This is a genomic window from Actinoallomurus acanthiterrae (assembly GCF_054775715.1).
Genome location: NZ_BAAHCO010000001.1, coordinates 10,043,175 through 10,061,802, shown reverse-complemented (window position 1 = coordinate 10,061,802; position 18,628 = coordinate 10,043,175). Strand labels below are relative to the sequence as shown.

Genomic DNA, 18,628 nt, shown 5'->3' with positions numbered 1-18,628 from the left:
CGGTCACCCGGCGACGGTGCCCACCACCCGGTGCGGGGTGATGCGGATGACGACGCGGACGACCTCCGGCGGGAGTTCGATGTACTCCTGGCCCGCGCCGGGGCCCTCGTAGTGCTCGCCGAGTTCGACGGCCAGGCGCCTGCCGACGTCCTCGGTGATCGTGGCGGTGCCGCGTACCTCGACGTACCGCTGAAAGTCGTTCCGGTCGATGACGGTCAGGCTGGCGCGGGGGTCGCGGCGCAGATTGGTCTCCTTGCGCCGACCGGCGGCCGTGGAGACGAGCAGGTCATCGCCGTCCCGGCCGACCCACACCACCGAGGTCTGTGGGCTGCCGTCGAGGTTGATGGTCCCCAGGATCGCCGGATTCGGGTCGTCGATGAGCTTGCGCGCCGTCTCGTTCAGCATCGTCACGGAGCCAACCGTACGGGCGCGCCTGTGCCCGGCACGGCACCGGGAGCCGTCGTCAACGCGCGAGACGCCACCGGATCTCGCCGTCGTGTTGTTCTTCGGTGGGGGTGAGTCCGGCGGCGGTGGCGACGGCGGCGGACGCCCGGTGTTCAGGATGGATGTGTGCGACGACGCCGTCCACGGGCCGTTCTCCGAGCCAGGCGACGAGCCCTCGGGCCGCTTCGGCGGCGATGCCCCGCCCCTGCCAGGGAGTTCCCACCACCCAGGCGATCTCGGCGACGAGCCCGTCACCGGAAGGGCCGATCGTCGCCTGGACCGTTCCCGCCAGGCACGCTTCTTCGCGGAGGCGGATCACCCAGTTGAGCCAGTGGACGGCGGGATCGGGGGAGCCGGTGACCATGCGCCGGTAGCGCGAGCGCAGCGCCTCCGGGCTGTCCGGGGCACCACCGATGAACGTGTGCAGGGCCGGATCGGACAGCACCATGGCCATCTCATCGGCGTGTTCGACGAGCAACGGCAGCAGGTCCAGCCGCCGGGTCGCGATGACCTCGGCGCGGATGGCGTTCACGCCGCCACGCCCGTACGCACCTGCGGGCCGCTGTCCAGGATGATCTTGCGCGCCGTGTCGTTCAGCATGGTCACGAAGTCAACCGTAGAGATGTCCAGGCGCAACCGGATCAGTAACGGCTGCGTCCAAGGAGTCGATTCTGTGGTGGCTTGTCCAGGCGTCGGTGCTGGGGGCATTCGTGACGGGACTCGAACCGGTGGCCGCTGCCGCCGCCAAGGCGGTGGCACAGCGGGCGGGGCGCGAGTGGCTGGCATCGCGGGCGGCGAAATCCGACCGCGACAAGGACCTGACCGAGCTGATCAGGGTGTCGCTGCCGGACCGGTTCGTCCGGCGCAAGCTGGAACGCCAACTCGCCGACATCGCCGACTCGGTCGAGAAGCGTCTCTCGGCGCTCGTCGAGCAGGAGTACGGCGGGCTCGAGGAGAACGATCGCGCGGCCGTGCTGCTCGACGTCAAGGCGGCCGTCGAGCGGGTGGACCTCTCCGACGACGTGATCTTCAGCGAGGACGCCGACCCCGTGAAGCTGGCCCGGCGCGTACGCGGGTCGGTGCCGGCGCCGGTCGGACACGGCGACGCCGCCTCCCGGCTGTACGACGTGATGCTCGACGAGTGCTGCGACTGCCTGGTGCGGATCCTGCTGGGCCTGCCGGAGTTCGCGCCCCGCGCGCTCGCGGAGACGCTCTCCCGGATGTCCGGTCTGGGGGATCAGGTCTCGCTGGTCCTGGAGAGGCTTCCGGCCCGTACGCTCGACGCCCCCGCAGGCACCGAGAACGACGCCGAGTTCGTGCGACGGTATCTGGAGCACGTCGCCCGGAGTATGGACGCGATCGAGCTGTTCGGCCTTCGGGTGGACAACTACCGTCCGCGCGCCACGCTCAGCGTGGCCTACATCAGTCTCACCGTGACGGCCGAGGACCGCCGCCGCGACGAGGTCGAGCCCTTGAAGGTCGCGTCGCTGACCGGCGATCACGGGCGCGAGCCGTCGACCACGCGGGTCGAACCGATGCTCGCTCGCTCGTCCCGTACGCTCCTGCGGGGCCAGGCGGGCTCGGGAAAGAGCACCCTGCTGGGCTGGATCATGGTGACGGCGGCACGCGGCGCCTTCACCGGTGACCTCTCCGACTGGAATGGGCGCGTGCCCTTCCTCATCAAACTCCGCAGCCGTGCCGAGAGCGGCCTTCCGCAACCGGAGGACTTCGTCACCGGCCCCCTCCAGGGGCTGATGCCGCCGGGATGGGTGCACCGGGTGCTCGACGCAGGGCGCGGGCTGATCCTGGTCGATGGGGTCGACGAGGTTCCCCAAGGCCGGCGTGACGAGGTTCGGCGCTGGCTGCGGGACCTGCTCGACGTCTATCCGAGCGCACGGGCCGTCGTCACCTCCCGGCCGGCGGCGGCCGACACACGCTGGCTGTCCGCCGAAGGCTTCCGGCCGATGATGCTGGAGCCGATGACGCCGGACGACCTGCGGGAACTCGTACGGCAGTGGCACGCGGCGGTACGCCACGCGGGAAGCCTCCCGTGCGCTCCCGAGGAACTTCCCGGGTACGAGGGCACGCTGCTGGCCCGGCTGGAGAGCAGCCCGCACCTGCGGGCGCTGGCGACGACACCTCTGCTCGCCGCCATGCTGTGCGCCCTCAACCTCGACCGGGTCACGAACCTGCCACGCGACCGCATGGGTCTGTACCGGGCCGTTCTCGACATGCTGCTCGAACGCCGCGACGTCGAGCGAGGCGTCCGGAGCCACCCCGGCATCGAACTCGAACGCGACCAGAAGGAACGGCTGCTGCAGGAAATCGCCTGGCGGCTCACCGTCCTCGGCCGGGCCGAGATGTCGAAGGCGACCGCGCTGAAGCGCATCGCGGCCAGAGCGGCGGCGATGCCCCGGGTCGACGCCTCGGCGGAGGCGATCCTCGACTACCTGCTGCACCGCAGCGGCGTCATCCGTGAGCCCGTGCCGGGCCGGATCGACTTCGTGCACCGTACGGTCCAGGAGTACCTGGCCGCCAGGCAGGCCGCCGACGACGCCGACGTCGAGACCCTGGTGGACAAGGCGCACCTCGACCAGTGGCGGGACACCGTCGTGATGGCCGCCGGGCACGCCAACGCACCCCTGCGAGAGGAACTCCTCACCGGACTGCTCGACCGCGCCGACGCGGAGCCGAGAAACGCGCACCGGCTACGAATGCTGGTGGCGGCGTGCCTGGAGACGGTCCCGGATCTGCCCGGAGCTTCGCGTGACCGCGTCGAGCGCTGCGTCTCGGCGCTAATCCCACCGAGGAACGAAGCCGACGCCCGCCGCCTCGCCGCGGCGGGCGAGGAGATCCTGCGCCGCCTGCCTGAGTCGCCTGAGGGCCTTACGGAGAAACAGGCGGCGGCCACCGTGCAGGCCGCCTGGCTGATCAACGGTCCGCGCGCGATGGACCTGCTGGCCCGCTACGCGACCGATCCGAGAACCAAGGTCCAGGAGGAGCTGATCACCGCCTGGGACTACTTCGAGCCGCACACGTACGCAGAACGGGTCCTCGCCGACGCTCCGCTCGACAACGGCCGGCTCATGTCTGGGACCCGGATCTGCTCCCCGCCGTCCACTCACTTCGGCGCATTACCCGGCTTCAGGTCCATCTGCCCAAGGACGAGCTGGAACGCCTGGCGGGAGTGCCGGCGCTCAAACAGCTGATCGCGAACCGTGTCCGGCCGGGAAGCCTGCACCTGCTCACGAGCCACCCGGACCTGGAGAATCTTACGCTGCAGATCGACGGCACTCTCCGCGATCTGTCGCCGCTCCTCGCGCTGCCGGCCTTGAGTCAACTCGACCTCTTCTCCGATCGGTTCGCCGCCGATCTCGGCCTTATGCACCGGATTCCACGGTTGAGATCCCTCGCTTTGACGCACTTGGAAGGGATCGACGACCTCTCCCCGCTGGCCGAGTGCGGTGAACTACGTGAGCTTCACCTGCACAACTGCCGGGCGATCACGGGGATCGACGCACTGCGTCCGCTCGGCGGACTCCGATATCTCACACTGCGCGGCGCGCGCCTCGATCGTGCGGCGATCGAGGCCTTGGTGGACGCCTTCCCGGACCTTCGAACGCTCTCGGCCGATGGCGGTGACTGGTGTGCCGATCTGAATGTCCTCGCGACGCTGCCGCTCACAGCCTTGCACCTGTCGGAAGCCCAGCGTGTGACGTCCATCGAAGCGGTCGCGCGTTTTCCCGCGCTGCGCACGCTTACGCTCAGGGGTGCCTCGGTCACCGACCTGGGGCCGCTTGCCGGACTCTCCGAACTCAGACGCCTTGACCTGGAGAGCTACCGGGGGGTGGCCGATCTCGAGCCACTACGGGATCATCCCAAGCTCCGGTATCTCTTCCTCCAAGGCGCCGGTGAGGGGTTGGACCTGTCTCCCCTCGCACGGATTCGCCACCTCACGGTCCACCTCGCGGTCGGCCAGTCGGTTCGCGGACTCGACCGGCTACACCGAACCGCCAGGATCGAGTGGCATGTCTGAGCCGCAGAGCGACGTCGCGATGAGCCTGACCCGGACGGTGGCGGGTGTGCTGGTGGCGATCGGGGTGGTCGTCCTGGCGGTCTGGCTGGAGTTCTTCCCGATCAACGGCTTCCGGTACGCGGCTGGGCTCGCCGGGACGCCCGGGACGTTCACCGCCGCGCACTGTCACACGTACGGGTCCGGGCGCGGCAGCAGACGGGTGTGCACGGGGACGTTCACGCCGGCGAACGGAGGGCCCGCCGACCCAGCCGCCCGGATCACCAACGCGCGGGTCCATGTCGGCAAACCCACGACGCTGCGTCGCAAGGCGGACGGTGGATACGCCAAGCCCGGCGCGGCCGACGCCGTGCTCGACGTGGCCGGTGTGCTCGGGATCGTGAGCCTCGCGGCACTCGCGTTGCTGGTGCTGTGCGTCATGCCGAGACGGGTCCGGGTCGAGGCGGACGTGCCGCTCAGCTCGAACCCGCGACCGTGGGGAACGCTGATCCCCGTACTTCTCTGGTCGTTCGCCGGTTTCCTGGCCGCGGCGGCGCTGTGCGGGGTCGCCGCCGTACTGCTCGCACTCGGCCAGGCGTTCTTCGGATAGCGCGGGTCCGCGCTCCTGCGGGATGGGTCCGTGTCCAGGCCGACGCGGGCTCGCGGATGGGCGGACAAAGTCTGGGCACAGACCCGCGATGGACTCCGAGCCGCAGGTCAGAAGTGTCGGCGGTGCGCGAGACACTATGGGCAGTGGCAATCGTACGGCAGGGAGAGACTCGTGGCGACAGGCGTACCCGACGCGGTCCAGCAGCGGCATTCGGAGCTGGCTCAGGAGCTCGACGAGGCCAGCTACCGCTACTACGTCCTCGACTCCCCGACGATCAGCGACGCGGACTACGACCGGCTGATGCGGGAGATCCGGGCGCTGGAGGAGGAGCACCCGGAGCTGGTCACGCCGGACTCGCCGACGCAGAAGGTCGGCGCGCCGATCACGACCGACTTCGCGACGGTCGAGCACATCGAGCGGATGCAGAGCCTCGACAACGCGTTCAGCACCGACGACCTGTCGGCGTGGCTGACGCGCGCGGAGAAGGAGGTCGGCTCGGTCGCCAACTTCCTGTGCGAGCTGAAGATCGACGGGCTGGCGGTCAACCTGACGTACGAGAACGGCCGGCTCGTACGGGGCGCGACGCGCGGTGACGGGCGTACGGGCGAGGACGTCACCAACAACATCCGGACGATCGACGCCGTGCCGCTCCAGCTGCACGGCGACGACGTCCCGGAGCTGCTCGAGGTGCGCGGCGAGGTCTACCTGCCGGTCGAGGCGTTTGGGAAGCTCAACGAGCGGCTGGCCGAGACGGGCGAGCGGGAGCCGTTCGCCAATCCGCGCAACGCCGCCGCGGGCTCGCTGCGGCAGAAGGACCCGCGGGTGACCGCGCACCGTCCGCTCAGCATGATCGTGCATGGCTTCGGCACCTGGCGGGGCGGGCGGCGACCGGAGAGCCAGTCCGACGCGTACGAGACCATGCGGTCGTTCGGGCTGCCGGTCAGCGACCGCTACCGGGTCGTCGAGAGCCTGGCGGAGGTCCACGCCTACATCGAGCACTACGGCGAGCACCGGCACGAGCCGGCGTACGAGATCGACGGCGTGGTGGTCAAGGTCGATCAGTTCGCGTTGCAGCGCAGGCTCGGTTCGACCAGCCGGTGGCCGCGGTGGGCGATCGCCTACAAGTACGCGCCGGAGGAGGTCAACACCAAGCTGCTCGACATCAGGGTCGGGGTCGGCCGCACCGGCCGCGTCACGCCGTACGGCGTGATGGAGCCGATCAAGGTCGCCGGCTCCACGGTCGCGTACGCGACGCTGCACAACGCGGACGAGGTCAAGCGCAAGGGCGTGCAGATCGGCGACACGGTCGTGCTGCGCAAGGCCGGTGACGTCATCCCGGAGATCGTCATGCCGGTCGCCGACCTGCGCGACGGCTCCGAGCGGGAGTTCGTGATGCCGGCGACGTGCCCGGAGTGCGGCACCGAGCTGCGGGCGCAGAAGGAGGGCGACGTCGACATCCGCTGCCCCAACGCGAAGGAGTGCCCGGCGCAGCTGCGGGAGCGGATCTACTTCGTGGCCAGCCGCAATGCCCTGGACATCGAGGCGCTCGGGTACGTCGCGGCGACCGCGCTGACCCAGCCGCTGGAGCCGGAGGACCCGCCGGTCAAGAACGAGGGCGACCTGTTCCACCTGACCGTCGAGCAGCTGCTGCCGATCAAGTCGGTGGTCCGCGAGCAGCGCACCGGCCTGCCGAAGATCGACCCCAAGACGGGGGAGGAGAAGGTCGTCACCTTCTTCGCGAACAAGGCCGGGGAGCCGAAGAAGACGGTCGAGAAGCTCTTCGAGGAGCTGGAGAAGGCCAAGAAGCAGCCACTGTGGCGGGTGCTGGTGGCCCTGTCGATCCGGCACGTCGGGCCGACGGCCGCGCAGGCGCTCGCGCGGGAGTTCCGCTCGCTCGACCGCATCGCGTCCGCGTCGGAGGAGGAGCTGACGGCGGTCGAGGACGTCGGCCCGACGATCGCCGCGTCGGTCAAGGAGTGGTTCACCGTCGACTGGCACCAGGAGATCATCGAGAAGTGGCGCGCGGCCGGCGTGCGAATGGAGGACGAGGGCGCGGAGGAGGGGCCTCGGCCGCTCGAGGGCGTCACCGTCGTCATCACCGGATCCCTGGAGGGCTTCAGCCGGGACTCCGCGACCGAGGCCGTGCAGAATCTCGGCGGCAAGGTGTCCAGCTCGGTGTCGAAGAAGACCGGGTTCGTGGTGCACGGCGAGAGCCCGGGGTCGAAGTACGACAAGGCGGTCAAGCTCGGAGTTCGGCTTCTGGACGAGGCGGGGTTCCGCGTGCTGCTGGAGAAGGGGCCGGATGCGGCCACCGAGGTCGCGGTCGTCGGAGAAGAGTGATCTCCCAAGACAGTGGTCAGGCTGACCTGCAAGGCGATACTGTACGGTATCGATCGATTACCGAGGGGTGGCTTCACGGTCGAGTGCAGGCGTAACGCAACGTGCGCAATCGGTTCCGCGAAGTTGCTCGGACGTCGTAGTCTCCCCTCAGTACGACATGTGTCCGTCCAAACACCATCGCCTCCCCCCAAAACGCAAGGTTTGGGTGTAACCCCCCGAGGACGTGATGAAGGACCCGAACAACACGCGGGACACGGTCCCCCGGCGTGGTTCCCCGCTGTGGGGCTACGTCGTCTGTGTCACGGTGGTCGGCGTCGCGGCCCTTGCCACCTCGATCGCCTTCCTCAGCGTCGGCGACCTCAAAACCCTGGTCGGCGGCCCCCTCTTCTGGATCCTGGCCCTCCTGATCGTGTCCGGCGAGCTCAAGCCGATCATCACGCCGGGCTCTACCGAGACCACCGGCGCGACGGTCTCCACCACCTTCACCTTCGCCACGATGATCTACGCCGGCCTGCCCACGGCACTGCTGCTGCAGGCCATCGCGACGGTGGCGACCGGGATGCTGCGCCGGCGCGCCCTGCACCGCACGGCCTTCAACGTCGGGCAGTACACCCTGAGCTTCGTCGCGTCGGGGCTGGTGCTGCTGACGTTCGGCATCACGGCGTCGCCGACGCGGCCCTGGACGCCCCACGCCTCCGACCTGCCGATCATGCTGCTCGCGGGCGTGGCGTACTTCCTCGTCAACCTGATACTGGTCAACGCCGCGATCGGGCTGCACGAGCGCACGTCCGTCCTGAAGGCCATGCGCTGGAACATCGGCCTGCAGCTCCTCGTGCACAGCGCGCTGCTGGGGCTCGCGCCGCTGGTGGTCCTGGCGATGAGCTGGTCGGCGGCGTTCGTGCCGCTGTTCGTCCTGCCGTTCATCGCGGTGTACGTCAACGCCTCGGTCTCGGTGAGCCGCGAGCACCAGGCCCTGCACGACGGCCTGACCGGCCTGCCGAACCGCAAGCTCCTGATCATGCGGACCGAGGAAGCGCTTGCCCAGGCCCGCCACCACGCCGAGCGCGCTCTCACGGCGCGCGGCCGCGACGGCGAGCCGCCGCGGCGCGTCGGCCTCTTCCTCCTGGACCTGGACCGGTTCAAGGAGGTCAACGACACCCTCGGCCACCCCACGGGCGACCGCCTGCTGCAGCTCGTCGCGCACCGGCTCACCCACAGCGTGCGGCCCGGCGATCTGGTCGCACGGCTCGGCGGCGACGAGTTCGCGGTCCTGCTGCCGACCGTGCGCGACGCGCGCGGCGCCCGCGAGGTCGCGGCCCGGCTCCGCGCGGCGCTGAACGAACCGGTGCGCCTCGACGGGATGTCGTTCGATCTGGAGGCCAGCGTCGGCATCGCCCTCCACCCCGACCACGCGCCCGACTTCGAGCTGCTGCTGCAGCGCGCCGACGTCGCGATGTACGTGGCGAAGGAAAATCGCACCGGGGTAGAGATCTATTCACCCGACCGCGATCGGAACTCCCCGGAGCGCCTCGGCCGGCAGGGCCAGCTGCGGCGCGCCATCGACCGCCGTGAACTCGAGCTGTTCTACCAGCCGAAGCTCTTCCTCGGCGATGGCCGCCCGGTCGGCCTGGAGGCGCTGCTGCGCTGGCGGCACCCGCAGAAAGGCCTGCTCACGCCGGACAAGTTCCTGCCGATCGCCGAGCAGACCTACCTCATGCGCGGCATCACCGACTTCGTCGTCGACGCCGCGCTCACCCAGGTCGCGCGGTGGTGGAAGGCCGGGCTCCGCGTCCAGGTCGCCATCAACGCCTCCGGCCGTGACCTGCTCGACTCGGCGCTCACCGAGATGATCGCGTCGGGGCTGCTCCGCCACGAGGTGCCGCCGCAGGCCCTCCAGCTGGAGATCACCGAGCGGATCCTGATGAACGAGCCCGCCTACGCGGCCGACACCGTCGACGCGCTGGCCGGCCTGGGCATCCCGCTCAGCCTCGACGACTTCGGCACCGGCTACTCCTCCCTCGTACGCCTCAGGAGCCTGCCGGTCGAGGAGATCAAGATCGACGCCTCCTTCGTCAGCCGGCTCCGCGAGGCGGGCGACGACGCGGTGATCGTCCGTTCGATCATCGACCTCGCCCGTACGCTCGGCCTCCGCTCGGTCGCCGAGGGCGTCGAGAACGCCGAGACGGAGCACCTCCTACGCAACCTCGGCTGCGACGCCGCCCAGGGGTACCACTTCCAGCCGCCGATGACCGTCGTCGAGGCGACCACCTGGCTGCGCGAGCACGTCTCGGAGCTCCAGGCCCCCGAGGGCGCCGCCCTCTAAGGGACGCATTCCAGGGTCAGGGGCGTCAACGAAGCCGCCCCCCACGCCCATGGTGTGGTCCGGTGATCACCGGTGTTCCGGTCCCGTGATCAGGCCTGTGTAAACCACCCGTTAACCGGTCGTGGCCGGTTCTGCCCGCCCTCTAGGATGGCGGGGAACCCATCGATCGCAGAAACGGTTTCGACATGCTTAACGAGCACGCCGCCCATGGCTCCGCAGCCGCGGGCCAGGCCCGCGGCGGCGGAGCCATCACCCGCGAGGAGGTCGCCCACCTCGCCCGGCTGTCCCGGCTGGCGCTGCGCGAGGACGAGCTCGACCACCTCGCCACCCAGCTCGATGACATCATCTCCGCGGTCGCGCGGATCCAGGAGGTCGCGGCGGAGGACATCCCGCCGACCTCCCACGCGCTCCCGCTGACCAACGTCTTCCGCGCCGACGAGGCGCGGCCCTGCCTCACGCCCGACCAGGCACTGTCCGGCGCGCCCGCCGCCGATGAGCAGCGTTTCAAGGTCCCGCGGATTCTCGACGAGGAGGCGTGAGCATGGACATCATCAAGAAGACCGCGGCCGAGCTGGGCGAGCTGATCGCCTCCGGCGAGACGTCGGCGGTCGAGGTCACCCGGGCGCACCTGGACCGCATCGCCGCCGTCGACGGCTCCGTCAAGGCGTTCCTGCACGTCGACCCCGAGGCCGCCCTGGCGCAGGCCCGCGCGGTCGACGACCGCAGGGCGGCGGGGGAGACGCTCGGCCCGCTGGCCGGCGTCCCGATCGCGCACAAGGACGTCTTCACCACGTCCGACATGCCGACGACCTGCTCTTCCAAGATCCTGGAGGGCTGGCGCCCGCCGTACGACGCGACCGTCACCCGGCGGCTGCGCGAGGCCGGGCTGGTCATCCTCGGCAAGACCAACATGGACGAGTTCGCGATGGGCTCCTCGACGGAGAACAGCGCGTTCGGCCCGACGCACAACCCGTGGGACCTGAGCAAGATCCCCGGTGGTTCCTCCGGCGGCTCCTCGGCGGCGGTCGCCGCGTACGAGGCGCCCCTCTCCACCGGCACCGACACCGGCGGCTCGATCCGCCAGCCCGCCGCGGTCACCGGCCTCGTCGGCATGAAGCCGACCTATGGCGGCTCGTCGCGGTACGGCGTGATCGCGTTCGCGTCCTCGCTCGACACGCCGGGCCCGATGGCCCGTACGGTCCTGGACGCCGCGCTGCTGCACGAGGCGTTCTCCGGGCACGACCCGATGGACTCCACGTCGATCGACCAGCCGGTGCCGCCCGTCGTCGAGGCGGCGCGCCGCGCCGACGTCGCCGGGCTGCGGGTCGGCGTGGTCAAGGAGTTCAGCGGCGAGGGCTACCAGCCGGGCGTGCTCGCCCGCTTCCACGAGGCCGTCGAACTGCTCGAGTCGCTGGGCGCCAAGGTCGTCGAGGTCTCCTGCCCGCACTTCACGTACGCGCTGCCGGCGTACTACCTGATCGCGCCGTCGGAGTGCTCGTCCAACCTCGCCCGGTTCGACGGCATGCGCTACGGCCTGCGCGTTGGCGACGACGGCACCCGCTCGGCCGAGGAGGTCATGGCGCTCACCCGCGCTGGGGGCTTCGGGCCCGAGGTCAAGCGCCGGATCATGCTCGGCACCTACGCCCTGTCCAGCGGCTACTACGACGCCTACTACGGCAAGGCACAGCAGGTCCGCACGCTGATCACGCGCGACTTCGACGCGGCGTTCGAGCAGGTCGACGTGCTGATCTCGCCGACGACGCCGACGACGGCGTTCTCGATCGGCGAGCGCGCCGACGACCCGATGGCGATGTACCTCGCCGACCTGTGCACGATCCCGTCCAACCTCGCCGGCAACGCCGCCATCTCGGTGCCCTGCGGCCTGGCGGACGAGGACTCCCTGCCGGTCGGCCTGCAGATCATGGCGCCGGTCCTCGCCGACGACCGCGTCTACCGCGTCGGCGCCGCCGTAGAGCGGGCCCTGCAGGACCGCTGGGGCGGCCCGCTCCTGGCCAAGGCCCCGGCACTCTGACCGGGCCCGAAGGGACTGAACTACCGATGAGCACTGAAACGCTCGTGCCGTACGACGAGGCGCTGGCGAAATATGAGCCGGTGCTGGGCATCGAGACCCACATCGAGCTGGGCACGACGACGAAGATGTTCTGCGGGTGCTCGACCGAGTTCGGCGCGGAGCCCAACACCCAGGTCTGCCCGGTCTGCCTGGGCATGCCGGGTTCGCTGCCGGTGACGAACCGCAGTGCGATCGAGGGCATCATCAAGATCGGCCTCGCGCTGAACTGCACGATCGTCGAGTGGTGCCGCTTCGCCCGGAAGAACTACTTCTATCCGGACATGCCGAAGAACTTCCAGATCTCGCAGTACGACGAGCCGCTGTGCATCGACGGCTACCTCGACGTCGAGGTCGATGGCGAGACGTACCGCGTCGAGATCGAGCGGGTCCACATGGAGGAGGACACCGGCAAGTCGCTCCACGTCGGCGGCGCCACCGGCCGGATCCACGGGGCCGACTTCTCGCTGGTCGACTACAACCGGGCCGGCATCCCGCTCGTCGAGATCGTCACCAAGCCGATCGCCGCGACGGGCGACAAGGCGCCGCTGGTCGCGCGGGCGTACGCCACCGAACTGCGCGAGCTCGTACGCGCGGTCGGCGTCTCGGACGTGCGCATGGAGCAGGGCTCGATGCGCTGCGACGTCAACGTCTCGCTCATGCCCAAGGGCGCGTCCGAGTGGGGCACCCGCACCGAGACCAAGAACGTCAACTCCCTCCGCTCGGTCGAGCGCTCCGTCCGGTACGAGATCGAGCGGCAGGCCGGCGTCCTCGACGCCGGCGGCCGGGTGATCCAGGAGACCCGTCACTTCCAGGAGACCGCCGGCACGACGACGAGCGGGCGCAGCAAGGAAGAGGCGCAGGACTACCGCTACTTCCCCGAGCCCGACCTGGTGCCGATGGCCCCGTCGCGCGAGTGGGTGGAGCAGCTGCGCACCGGGCTGCCGGAGCTGCCCGCCGCACGCCGCCGCCGGGTGCAGGAGGAGTGGGGCGTCGCCGACAAGGAACTGCAGGACATCGTCAACGCCGGTGCCCTGGACCTGATCGAGGAGACGGTCCGCGAGGGCGCCGAGCCCGCCGCCGCCCGCAAGTGGTGGATGAACGAACTGTCCCGGCGGGCCACCGAGCAGGGCGTCGAGCTGTCCGAGCTGCCGGTCACCCCGGCGGACGTCGTACGGGTCAGCGCGCTGGTCGCCGAGGGCACCATCAACGACAAGCTGGCCCGGCAGGTGTTCGACGGCGTTCTCGCCGGCGAGGGCACGCCGGACGAGGTCGTCGAGAAGCGCGGCCTGAAGGTCGTCAGCGACGAGGGCCAGCTGGGCTCGGTCATCGACGAGGTCATCGCCGCCAACCCGGACGTCGCGGAGAAGATCCGCAGCGGCAAGGTCGCGGCGGCGGGCGCGCTCGTCGGCGCGGTCATGAAGGCCACCCGCGGCCAGGCCGACGCCGGCCGCGCCCGCGAGCTGATCATCGAGAAGCTCACGAGCTGACGGCGACGCACGCCACGGCGGCCCCGGACCCGTGCGGGTCCGGGGCCGCCGGCTTCATGGCGCCCGCCTCTCAGGCCACCCGGACGACGAAGGACGTCGAGGCCGTTCCGCCCCTGTAATGGACGATCGCGGTGACGGTGGCGACACCGGATCCGACGGTGCGGATCGTACGACCGCCGTCAACGCGGACCACCTGAGGCCGGTCGCTGCGGTAGGTCACCGTCAGCCCCTCCGGCAACGGCAGGCTCGCGCCCTTCGTGACGTAGCCGTACAGGCTCTCGTCGGCCATCGAGACGGTCAGGCGCGGGTCGACGGTGGTGCCCTTGTCGAAGGTCACCCGCTGGACGACGCCCTGTGCGTCGTCGCCCGCCTGGGCGGGCTTGGCGGTGACGACCGAGGGCGTCGACCGGAGCGTGCCGCCGATCCGGACGTACGCCCGTGCCGCGATGTCGGCGCTGGACGCGCCGAGCTGCAGCTCATACCGGCCGGGGTCGACCTTGTAGCGGTTCGCCGCCTCGTCGAAGAAGGCGAGCTTGCGCACGGGCACGGTCAGGCTGATCCGCTTCGTCTGGTGCGGGCCGACCGTGACCTTCGTGAAGGCCTCCAGCCGTTTGACCGGCCGCTGCGCCGACGCCGGCTCGAACGGCGTGGCGGCGTACAGCTGCGGCACGGTGCTGCCGGCCGTCGTGCCGCGATTGGTGACGTCCGCGGTCACGTGCAGGGTGCCGTTCGCGTCGGCCGACCGCTGGGTCCGCACGTGCGCGTAGGTGAACCGGTCGTAACTCAGGCCGTGCCCGAATGGGAACGTGACGTCGCCGTTGAAGTACATGTAGGTGCGGCCGTGGCTGGTGCCGGTGGGCCGGATGCCGTAGTCACCGATCGCCGGGAGCTGGTTCACGTCCCGGTACCAGGTGAACGGCAGTCGCCCGCCCGGGTCGGCGCGGCCGAGCAGGACGTCGGCGAGCGCGGTGCCCTGCCGCTGCCCGTCATAGGAGCTCCACAGCAGCGCCGGCACCTGCGCCTGGAACCCGCCGGTGTCGACCTGGCCCACCGTCTCCAGGTACGCGACGGTGCGCGGGTTGCGCGTGGCGACCTGGCTGATCAGTGATGACTGCGCGCCGGGCAGCGCCAGCGTGGTGCGGTCGACGTCCTCGCGGGAGTCGCCGGAGTTCGTGCCCGCCACGACGATGACGGCGTCGTAACGGTCGGCGGCCGCGACGGACGCGGGGTCGACGGTGTTCAGGCCGGTGCCGGTGACGCCGGGGTAGTAGTCGACGGTGGCGTCCGGGTCGATCTTCTGGATCGCGGCCTTGACGCCCTGGTAGGGGTTGACCTCCTTGGCGATCCCGGCGGAGCCCTGCGCGCCGGCGTAGCCGCCGAGGAAGAGCGCGGACGGGTTGGCGTACGCGCCCATGACCGCGACGCGGTAGGAGCCGGACGCGGGCACCCGCAGCGGCAGGAGGGCGTCCTTCGCACCGGCGGCCGGGGCGTTCTTCAACAACACGAGGCTCTGCTCGGCGGCCTGCTGGGCGAGCGCGAGGCGGTCCGGGGTCTCGGTGACGGCCTTGTTGGCGTCGGAGTTGACCCAGGTGCCCGGTGCCAGGCGGGCGCGGGCCGCCCGAACCCACGGGACCTGATCCTCCTGGTCGAACTCGCCGGTGCGGATGCGGGCGGTGAACAGCCGGACGAGCGAGACGTCGACGTCGTTCTCGGTGAAGACACCGGTCTGCGTCGTGATGTGCCGGCCGATCGCCTCCGGGATCGTGTTCCCGTAGTTGTAGGCGTCGTGGTAGCCCTGGTTGCAGTCCAGGTCCTCACCGGCCGTGACGGCGTACGCCGTCCGGCCGTACTGGTCCAGCGGGGCGGGCGCGCCCGGCGGCTGCCAGTGGTGGCCGGCCTGGATCTCGTAGACCGCGTCGCAGTCGGAGGTGAAGTACCCGTCGAAGCCGAAGGTCTGCCGGGCCAGCGTGTCCATCAGGTGGACGTTCGCGGCGGCGGGGACGCCGTTGACCCGGTTGTACGAGCTCATGATCGAGCCGGGTCGGCTCTTCGCGATGATGTCGCGGAACTGCGCGGTGTAGTACTCCCGCAGCGTGCGCTCGTCCATGTCCGAGGTGCCGGTGCGCCGGTTGTACTCACTGTTGTTGGCGGCGAAGTGCTTGAGCGTGGCCCATGCCTTCGTGTAGCCGCCCGCCGACCGCGGCAGCCGGCCGTTCTCGTCCTGGCCCTGCAGCCCGTTGACGAACTGGGCGGCGAGGCCGGCGGTCAGCGTCGGGTCCTCGCTCCAGGTCTCGTCGTTGCGTCCCCAGCGCGGGTCGCGGCCGAGGTTGACGGTGGGGGAGTAGAAGTCGAGGTTCTGCGTGTTGTTCGGGACCACCTCGCGGGCCTCGTCACCGATGGAGCCCGCCACCTTGTGGATCAGGTCCGGGTTCCACGTGCTGCCCATCGCCAGGTCGACCGGGTAGGACGTCGTGTTCCAGACGGCGGGCGGGTTGGAGGTGCTGTTGGTGAGCGCGGCGACGCCGTGCGACGCCTCGTTCCACCAGCCCCAGGGCGCGATTCCCAAGCGGGGGATCGCCGGGGCGATGTTGCTGTTCATCTGCTGGGCCTTCTCGTCGAGCGAGAGGCGGCTCACCAGGTCTGCGGCGCGCTCGGACGGCGCGTAGTGGGCGTCGAGGTAGATGGGGGCCGGCGGCTTGTTCTCCTGCGCCGATGCTGCGGGGACGCCGGTCGCGGCGGCGCAGCACAGTGCCGCTCCCGTCGCGATCAGCGCGAATGGTCTTCTCTGCACGGATACTCCCAGGATGCACGGGGGTCACGACCGCGCCGAACTCCGGCCGCCGACACAGCCGGGACTGTAGAAATAACGGTTAATAAGCGTCAAGGATTAAGAAAGACCGACAATGGTCACTATTAATCCGAGCTCCGGACAAACCCTGTACTGTGCCGCTATGCCGGATGCCCCGGGCTCACTCTCCTCATTGCGGTCGCGGAACCGTCTGCTGGTCGTGCGGACCGTGCAGCGGCGCGGCCGGATCAGCAGAGTCGGCATCGCCCGGGCCACGGGCCTGTCGCGCACCACGGTCTCCAGCCTCGTCGCGGAACTGCTCGCCGACGGAGTCCTGAGTGAGGCCGCCGACGGCGCCGGGCACCGCGCCTCGCCCGGCGGCGGCCGTCCCGCCACGCCGCTCACGCTCAACCCGGTAGGCGGCGGCGTCCTCGGTGTCCACCTCCGCCACGCCGGCATCCGCGTTCTGTTCACCGACCTGTCCGGCGGCGTGCTCGGTGAGCGGTACCAGGAGATCGACGTCGACCACCGGCCGGACGACGCGCTCGCCTACATCGCCGACACCGCGCTCGAACTGGTCGCGGCCGCGGGGCACGACGTCGGCCGCGTCTTCGGCGTGGGCGTCGCGGCCTCGGCCCCGATGCGGTCGCGGTCGCACACCCTGCGTGCCCCGTCCGTGCTGACCGACTGGACCGGCGTCGACATCGCCGCGCGCCTGCGCGAGCGCGTCGGGCTACCGGTCCACGTGGGCAACGACGCGAACCTCGGCGCACTCGCCGAATGGACCTTCGGCGCGGGCCAGAGCGTCGATGACCTCATCTACGTGATGCTGTCCGACGGCGTCGGCGCCGGGCTGATCCTCGGCGGCCGGCCGTACGAGGGGGCCACCGGATCGGCCGGCGAACTCGGGCACATTCCCGTGGTCGACGGCGGGTACGTCTGCCGGTGCGGCAACCGGGGCTGCCTGGAGACGGTCGTCGGCCTCCGCGCGCTCACCTCCGCCTTCACCCACGCTCGCGGCCCGAACACGACCATCGCCGACGTCGTGGCGCTGCTGGCGGCCGACGATCCCGGGGCGCGACGGGTCACCGCCGACGCCGGGCGCATGGTCGGCCGGGCACTGGTCGGCATCTGCGCGATGCTCGAACCTCGCCTCGTGATCATCGGCGGCGACGTCGCGGCGGTCGGCCGCCCCTTGCTGGACGGCGTCCACGCCATGCTGGTCCGGCAGCTGCCCGCGGCGATCAGCCAGGGGATCGCCGTCACCGCCGGCCGTCTCGGCGACCGCGCCGAGGCGCTGGGCGCGATCGCACTCGCCACCCACAGCACCTCCGCGCACCTGCTGACCCTCTGATCGCCGAACCGGGCGGGATCCCGGTTCCGGTCGCGCTGGAACGGCCTCTACGATCGGTCTGGTCGGTAAGGAAGGCGGCAGGATGAAGGTCTGGGTCCCGGACAAGGAGATCGCCGAGGCGGTCGAGGACGTGGCCGGTGTGGATGCCGACGTCTATCCCGGCGGGGACGACCTGCCGGGCGACCCCGGCGAGGTGGAGTTCTATGTTCCGCCGTTCACTCCGACCCCGCAGAGTCGCGCCGTTCTCGCCCGGATGACGAGCCTGAAGATCGTTCAGCTGCAGGTGGCGGGCGTCGACACCTTCCTGCCGTACGTCCCGTCCGGCGTGGTGCTGTGCAACGGCCGGGGCATCCATGACGCGAGCACCGCCGAGTGGGTGGTCGGCGGCATCATCGCGGCCCAGCGGGACTTCGCGCGTTTCGTCGACGCGCAGCGCGATGGCCGCTGGGACTGGCACATGACCGACGCGCTGGCCGACCGCTCCGTGCTGATCGTCGGGTACGGCTCGGTCGGCGCGGCGATCGAGCGCCGCCTGCTGCCGTTCGAGACCGAGGTCGTACGGGTGGCGAGGACGGCGCGCGACGGCGTCCATCCGGTCGGCGCCCTCCCGGACCTGCTGCCCCTGGCCGACATCGTGGTCCTGATCGTGCCGTCCACCCCGGAGACGACCGGCATGGTCGACGCCGGCTTCCTCGCGCGGATGAAGGACGGCGCCCTGCTCGTCAACGCCGCTCGCGGCTCGGTGGTCGACACCGACGCGCTGGTCGCGGAGCTGTCCCGGCGGCGGCTGCGCGCGGTGCTGGACGTGACCGACCCCGAGCCGCTGCCCGCCGGTCACCCGCTCTGGTCCGCGCCCGGTGCCTTCATCACCCCGCACGTCGGCGGGTCGACGCCGGCGTCGCGGCGGCGCTCCATCGCGCTGGTGCGCGCACAGCTCGAGCGCGCCGCCTGCGACGAGCCCCTGCGAAACGTCATCACCGGCGCCTACTGAAACAGGTAAAGGATTTCCCTCGGCTTCTTGGGTCACAGCGGGAGGCGGATCGATCCCGGCTTTGCCGGGCGGGCAGGTCGCGCCGACAAAGCGCTAGCAAGCGCTCGATGTCCGATTACGCAACGTGGCGAGTTGTCGCCGGGTGGACGCCCAGCCTCAATCGCTCCGTGACCTACGGACCGTACATTGACCAACAAGGCTGACCAGA

General features: G+C 70.5%; 13 protein-coding genes. 10 read left to right on the top strand and 3 right to left on the bottom strand.

Annotated elements, in window-relative coordinates; genetic code table 11:
- Positions 1-3 precede the first annotated feature (3 nt).
- Both ACYVF7_RS47405 and ACYVF7_RS47400 read right to left on the bottom strand, forming a co-directional pair.
- Positions 4-405 (bottom strand): PPOX class F420-dependent oxidoreductase, encoded by a 402-nt coding sequence (locus ACYVF7_RS47405; protein WP_460358507.1) that lies wholly within the window; start codon positions 403-405, stop codon positions 4-6.
- Between the two features lie 58 nt (positions 406-463).
- Positions 464-976: a GNAT family N-acetyltransferase gene (locus ACYVF7_RS47400; RefSeq protein ID WP_460352733.1), complete on the bottom strand. Its 513-nt coding sequence runs from the start codon at positions 974-976 to the stop codon at positions 464-466.
- A gap of 178 nt (positions 977-1,154) precedes the next feature.
- Here ACYVF7_RS47400 and ACYVF7_RS47395 point away from each other — a divergent pair, with 178 nt between their 5' ends.
- The 8 genes from ACYVF7_RS47395 (at position 1,155) to gatB (ending at position 13,287) form a co-directional block, all read left to right on the top strand.
- On the top strand, positions 1,155-3,653 hold the full coding sequence (locus ACYVF7_RS47395; protein WP_460352731.1) for an NACHT domain-containing protein: 2,499 nt from the start codon (positions 1,155-1,157) through the stop codon (positions 3,651-3,653).
- The gene (locus ACYVF7_RS47390) at positions 3,632-4,480 is read left to right on the top strand and encodes a leucine-rich repeat domain-containing protein (protein WP_460352730.1); all 849 of its coding nucleotides are present in this window, start codon (positions 3,632-3,634) and stop codon (positions 4,478-4,480) included. Before ACYVF7_RS47395 ends, ACYVF7_RS47390 begins: the two co-directional genes overlap by 22 nt.
- Positions 4,473-5,066 carry a hypothetical protein gene (locus ACYVF7_RS47385; RefSeq protein WP_460352728.1) on the top strand — a complete coding sequence of 198 codons (594 nt, stop codon included), beginning with the start codon at positions 4,473-4,475 and terminating at the stop codon, positions 5,064-5,066. The genes ACYVF7_RS47390 and ACYVF7_RS47385 overlap by 8 nt, the downstream gene beginning before the upstream one ends.
- Positions 5,067-5,237: 171 nt before the next feature.
- Entirely contained in the window at positions 5,238-7,406 is a 2,169-nt protein-coding gene (ligA, locus tag ACYVF7_RS47380) for an NAD-dependent DNA ligase LigA (RefSeq protein ID WP_460352726.1), read from the top strand.
- A gap of 226 nt (positions 7,407-7,632) precedes the next feature.
- The gene (locus ACYVF7_RS47375) at positions 7,633-9,729 is read left to right on the top strand and encodes a putative bifunctional diguanylate cyclase/phosphodiesterase (RefSeq protein ID WP_460352724.1); all 2,097 of its coding nucleotides are present in this window, start codon (positions 7,633-7,635) and stop codon (positions 9,727-9,729) included.
- Positions 9,730-9,914: 185 nt separating this feature from the next.
- Positions 9,915-10,268 (top strand): Asp-tRNA(Asn)/Glu-tRNA(Gln) amidotransferase subunit GatC, encoded by a 354-nt coding sequence (gatC, locus tag ACYVF7_RS47370; protein ID WP_460352723.1) that lies wholly within the window; start codon positions 9,915-9,917, stop codon positions 10,266-10,268.
- Between the two features lie 2 nt (positions 10,269-10,270).
- Entirely contained in the window at positions 10,271-11,761 is a 1,491-nt protein-coding gene (gene gatA / locus ACYVF7_RS47365) for an Asp-tRNA(Asn)/Glu-tRNA(Gln) amidotransferase subunit GatA (RefSeq protein WP_460352721.1), read from the top strand.
- Between the two features lie 26 nt (positions 11,762-11,787).
- A complete protein-coding gene (gene gatB / locus ACYVF7_RS47360) occupies positions 11,788-13,287 on the top strand; it encodes an Asp-tRNA(Asn)/Glu-tRNA(Gln) amidotransferase subunit GatB (protein WP_460352719.1) in 1,500 nt (499 codons plus the stop codon).
- 70 nt (positions 13,288-13,357) lie between these two features.
- Here gatB and ACYVF7_RS47355 read toward each other — a convergent pair whose 3' ends face one another.
- Positions 13,358-16,078: a glycoside hydrolase family 3 C-terminal domain-containing protein gene (locus ACYVF7_RS47355; RefSeq protein ID WP_460352718.1), complete on the bottom strand. Its 2,721-nt coding sequence runs from the start codon at positions 16,076-16,078 to the stop codon at positions 13,358-13,360.
- 160 nt (positions 16,079-16,238) lie between these two features.
- Between ACYVF7_RS47355 and ACYVF7_RS47350 the strand changes: the two genes are divergently transcribed.
- Together ACYVF7_RS47350 and ACYVF7_RS47345 are read left to right on the top strand one after the other, a co-directional pair.
- Positions 16,239-17,429 carry an ROK family transcriptional regulator gene (locus tag ACYVF7_RS47350; protein ID WP_460352716.1) on the top strand — a complete coding sequence of 397 codons (1,191 nt, stop codon included), beginning with the start codon at positions 16,239-16,241 and terminating at the stop codon, positions 17,427-17,429.
- An 82-nt stretch (positions 17,430-17,511) separates the two neighbouring features.
- Complete coding sequence (locus ACYVF7_RS47345; RefSeq protein ID WP_460352715.1) at positions 17,512-18,420, top strand: 2-hydroxyacid dehydrogenase; 909 nt, start codon at positions 17,512-17,514, stop codon at positions 18,418-18,420.
- The last annotated feature ends 208 nt before the right edge of the window (positions 18,421-18,628 follow it).